This is a genomic window from Paenibacillus sp. Marseille-Q9583, assembly GCF_976954365.1.
The window spans coordinates 1-4117 of record NZ_CDRJTB010000137.1; the positions used below are offsets into that span (position 1 = coordinate 1).

The 4117-nt window shown below is 41.3% G+C and carries 6 protein-coding genes; 5 read left to right on the forward strand and 1 reads right to left on the reverse strand.

The window, feature by feature from the left end; all coding sequences use genetic code 11:
* The 5 genes from ACWNM1_RS30230 to ACWNM1_RS30250 form a co-directional block, all read left to right on the forward strand.
* A partial coding sequence (locus ACWNM1_RS30230; RefSeq protein ID WP_449603877.1) for a phosphotransferase enzyme family protein occupies nucleotides 1-471 on the forward strand: 471 nt, incomplete at its 5' end.
* A 60-nt stretch (nucleotides 472-531) separates the two neighbouring features.
* Nucleotides 532-1017 (forward strand): DUF3888 domain-containing protein, encoded by a 486-nt coding sequence (locus tag ACWNM1_RS30235; RefSeq protein ID WP_449603878.1) that lies wholly within the window; start codon nucleotides 532-534, stop codon nucleotides 1015-1017.
* Between the two features lie 178 nt (nucleotides 1018-1195).
* Entirely contained in the window at nucleotides 1196-1531 is a 336-nt protein-coding gene (locus tag ACWNM1_RS30240; RefSeq protein WP_449603879.1) for a hypothetical protein, read from the forward strand.
* Nucleotides 1532-2680 carry a DNA polymerase III subunit beta gene (dnaN, locus tag ACWNM1_RS30245; RefSeq protein WP_449603880.1) on the forward strand — a complete coding sequence of 383 codons (1149 nt, stop codon included), beginning with the start codon at nucleotides 1532-1534 and terminating at the stop codon, nucleotides 2678-2680.
* A gap of 70 nt (nucleotides 2681-2750) precedes the next feature.
* Complete coding sequence (locus tag ACWNM1_RS30250) at nucleotides 2751-3371, forward strand: hypothetical protein (protein WP_449603881.1); 621 nt, start codon at nucleotides 2751-2753, stop codon at nucleotides 3369-3371.
* A 108-nt stretch (nucleotides 3372-3479) separates the two neighbouring features.
* Here ACWNM1_RS30250 and ACWNM1_RS30255 read toward each other — a convergent pair whose 3' ends face one another.
* Nucleotides 3480-4097 (reverse strand): nitroreductase family protein, encoded by a 618-nt coding sequence (locus ACWNM1_RS30255; RefSeq protein WP_449603882.1) that lies wholly within the window; start codon nucleotides 4095-4097, stop codon nucleotides 3480-3482.
* Nucleotides 4098-4117: the final 20 nt, after the last annotated feature.

The following is a 4117-nucleotide window of genomic DNA, read 5'->3' on the forward strand; positions in this document are numbered from 1 at the left end:
CATAGTTTTCTTTCGGATGATGAGTTCGTGCTGTATCAGTCTGCGGCTGAGAAATTATACGGCTGGTTAAGCAAGCAACATAAAAATAAGAACAGAAGGACTTATGGGGTTATCCATGGTGATTTACATCAAGGGAACATCATATTTAAAGAGGGTGAACCTCGACCGATTGATTTCGGAAGATGTGGCTGGGGATATTATCTTTATGATGTGGCACATACCATTCTAGGGTTGTATCCTTTACAAAGAGAACTGGTCATTAAGGGTTACGAAAGTGTGGCCAAGCTTGATGGGGAGTGGTTTCAGACTCTAGAGAATTTTACGGTCATGGTTATGATCGAAAATTATTGCCATCACGCACCCGACCCTAGAGAAACCGAGGGACTGAAAGCAGAACAGCCTTATGCGCAAGCGATTCTAAGGAATTATCTGAAGGGAGATCCCTTTCTTTTTAACACAATTGAGATTTAGCGTATAAAAATAGGGCCTCATTGGGGAATTTATAAAAAGTTCCCTAAGGAGGCTATTTTAATGAAAAAAAGATGGATTGCTCCTCTTCTTATCGCAGTTATGTTCTTGCTGGCTCAACAACCATGCTCCGCTAATGGGTTAGTTCAGCCGCAATCCGAGGCTCCGTCCAGAGCTGAATCGGAACCGAAGCTTCCAGATCAGGATTCCCGTGAGCTCATGTACAAAGACACACTAATGCTCTTTCTTTTACCCCATATTGAGAAAAAAATGGCTGAGATTTATGCGCCACTTCTGACGGTAACTCCTACAGTGTATCCTTATTTAGTAGATGTTACAGATATAAAGCGAGTGAATGGATTTCGTCGGTTTGATTTCTTAATTACACTCAATATACACCCTACAGTGGGTCCACATCTTTCCGTTGGAGAGGATACTATGACTTTTAGAATCACTCCTGGTCCTAAGGTGAAGTTAGAATCATACAAGCATTTGAGAGACCCACGAAAGTCTGACCTTACACCGAATTACCAGAATATCTTGAGATAGTGCGGTAATTAACTCTTACAATCACAATTTCGAACGCTTAGCCAGTTAACCACACACTCCGATCTATGGGGTGTTTTTTTGTGTCTAGAATGGTGGTGGATTATTGGCATGTATGGTATTATGAAAATAGTGGATTTATTGATTTTAGTTACTAAATTCAAATTATGAGGTGTGAGGATTGAGTGATCATAAATTCGAAGACGAACACAGAGATGGAATTTTAAGTGAATTCAATTCTAAAATCACAAGCGATATCACAAGTAGCTCTAAGGATAAAGTTAAGGTAGGCGTAGCTACTAAAGACGGGCAGTTAGGGTTTCTTTTTACGAGGGGAGGTCTTCGGGAAGGGGCTGGCAGAAAAAGCACCGGTATAACTAAAAAGGTATCTTTGACGTTACCAGAAAACATCTGGCAGGAGATAGAGCAGGCTTGTGCGGATCAGAACGCATCTCGCTCCCAAGTATTTCGGAACATCATTGAGGCGTATTTTGTAAAGGAATCTAAGGAGAGTTAGGTGAAGTCTTTGCTAATCCATGTGTCAAAAGATTCTCTTAGCACTGCACTACAAGCAGCCTTAAAAGCTATATCCCCGAATAGTTCCTCCCGTGTTCTTTCCGGAATACATATTCAGGCGCAAGCGGAGGGTCTGACTTTAACAGCCAGCAATATAAGAATGACCATTGAATATAAGCTTCCTGTGAAGATGGATTCGATGATTGTACACAAACCAGGTGAGATCGTAGTTCCCGCGCGTTATTTTTATGAGATCATTCGTAAGCTTGATCCTGGACTAATTAGGCTGGAAATCGTAGAGTCATTGATTCTAAACATTCAATCAGGGAACACTCAATTTCGTTTATGTGGAATGGATGCGGCAGAGTTTCCGAGAATCCAATATATAGATCATCCAAACTTTCAAAGGATTAGCATGAAGAACACCCTTTTGAAGCAAATATTTAAAAGAGTAGTTTTTGCGGTCTCTTCATTGGAAACCAGACCTGTGCTGACAGGCGTATCACTTCAAATTGATAAGCGAAATATACGTGTTGCCGCCACTGATGGCATCCGCCTCGCCCAGCATGTTATTGAAAGTGTAGAAGATTACGGTGCAATTTCTTTAGATGTTGTAATCCCAGGCAGCACCCTTGAGGATCTTTTGAAAATATTAAACGATAATACAGACAGCAGCACCGAATTAGAAATAGGCCCTAAGCAAATCAGATTTATTTCTAATGGATTGAGGGTTCAGTCTGCCATTTTAGAAGGAACTTATCCCTCTGTCAATAATTTAATCCCAAAAGCACACCTCTCCGAAGTGATTGTTAAGACAGACCGTTTGTTACATGTAGTTGAACGTATTTCAATATTGGCTGGTGAGAGTGTTATGCTCAGCGTACTTCCTTCTAACACGCTTAGTTTAGTGTCCAAGACTGCAGAAATTGGGGATGTAAAAGAAGAGATTCCTTTGGAGCATCTAGAAGGTGAACACTTTCGAGTTTCATTTAACGGCAAGTATTTCAGAGACATCCTTCGGGCGATCGATAGTGAGACGCTTAGAATAAGGTTTGCTGGAAAAGAAAGACCACTGGTGATACAGCCTGTAGACATGACTTCGTCCACACTTTTTTTAATTACACCAATGAGGACGCAGGATGGAGGATAGGCATATGAGCTTGCTAGGAAGAGTTCTCTTTGCTGAATAATATTACATTAATTACTTGGAGGGATAATCTATGAATCTGTTTCAGATGGGATCAAAGCCGCTTGGGACCGAAAGAATCACAGCATTTTTAGAGGATAATTATGTTAGTATCGGATATCCCGGAATAGGGGATTTGGAGAACATCAGTAAAGTGGAGCTCCGTGATCGGATGATTCATACATACCAATACAGTGAGTTAGAGCTTACAGAACATATGCAAGCCATTCAACTCTTCGTACATACGATGCAGGATGGCGATTATGTGCTGGTGTGTGATGGAGATTGGGTACATCTAGGAGATCTAGGCGATTATTTTTACAATGAATTATTTGACGCGCCAGACATCGGTACATGCCATCGACGGGGTGTAACTTGGCTGAAAAGTCTTCCTATAACCGATCTAAACGCAGGGGTAAAAGAGTTTCTTAGCGATATTGGAGTGGTTAAACAGTATAAGGGACCGATGCCTAGTGCTCGTGTGGATCTGTGGATTACAGGTTCTTCTGATTCAGAGCAAGCGGTGAGTAATCGAGTGCATGTGGATGAAGAGACATTATCAGTGGCGCTCGATATTTTGAAGGAAGCTCTTGTTAGTGAGAACGCCGAACGACGGGAACGAGCAGCGATTGCAATTCTTCAATATGCTAAGTAGAGGAGAAAGGTTTCATCTCCACATCCTCATAAAAAAAAGCGTTCCATCCGAAATTCAAAAATCGGCTGGAACGCTTTTGTCATATTTACTATTATCTTCGTATGATACTCAGATAAATTCAACGAATTCATTGACCGGTTTACGATAGCCCCGTGGTCTGATTTTATGTTTCTTGTCTTTGCCGATGGTGATCAGCATAACAGGTACCATATGATCGGGTAGATTTAAAGTGGATTGAAGGGCTTCCGGATCAAAGCCGATCATCGGGCAGGTATCCCAGCCTTTATCTTTGGCAATCAGCATGAAGTGCATGGCAGACAAGGAGGCATTCCGTATAGCTTCATCTCTTTGGAAAGCATCTTTTCCTTTATAGGCATTGTTAATCGTTTCTATCTCTGCATCATAATCCTCTTGACTCATAGCCCCTAATGCTTTAAGTCCTCCGAAGATTTCTGGAGCTTTCAGATAAGCATTCTTATCACCGAGTACCACGATAACCGCTGAGGCGGAGTGAATTTTATATTGACCGTAAGCCGCTTTACGAATCTCTTCTTTTAAATTCTCATCAGAAACCACTTTATAATTGGCATGTTGAAGATTATATGCAGATGGAGCCAATCTGGCGTAAGAGAACATTTCCTCAAGTTCATTCTGAGGGATCTTCACCCCTTCAACAAAATTCATAGCAGACCTGCGGGATTCAATCAAATCTGTAAAATCGCTCATGAGTTATTCCTCCATATGTT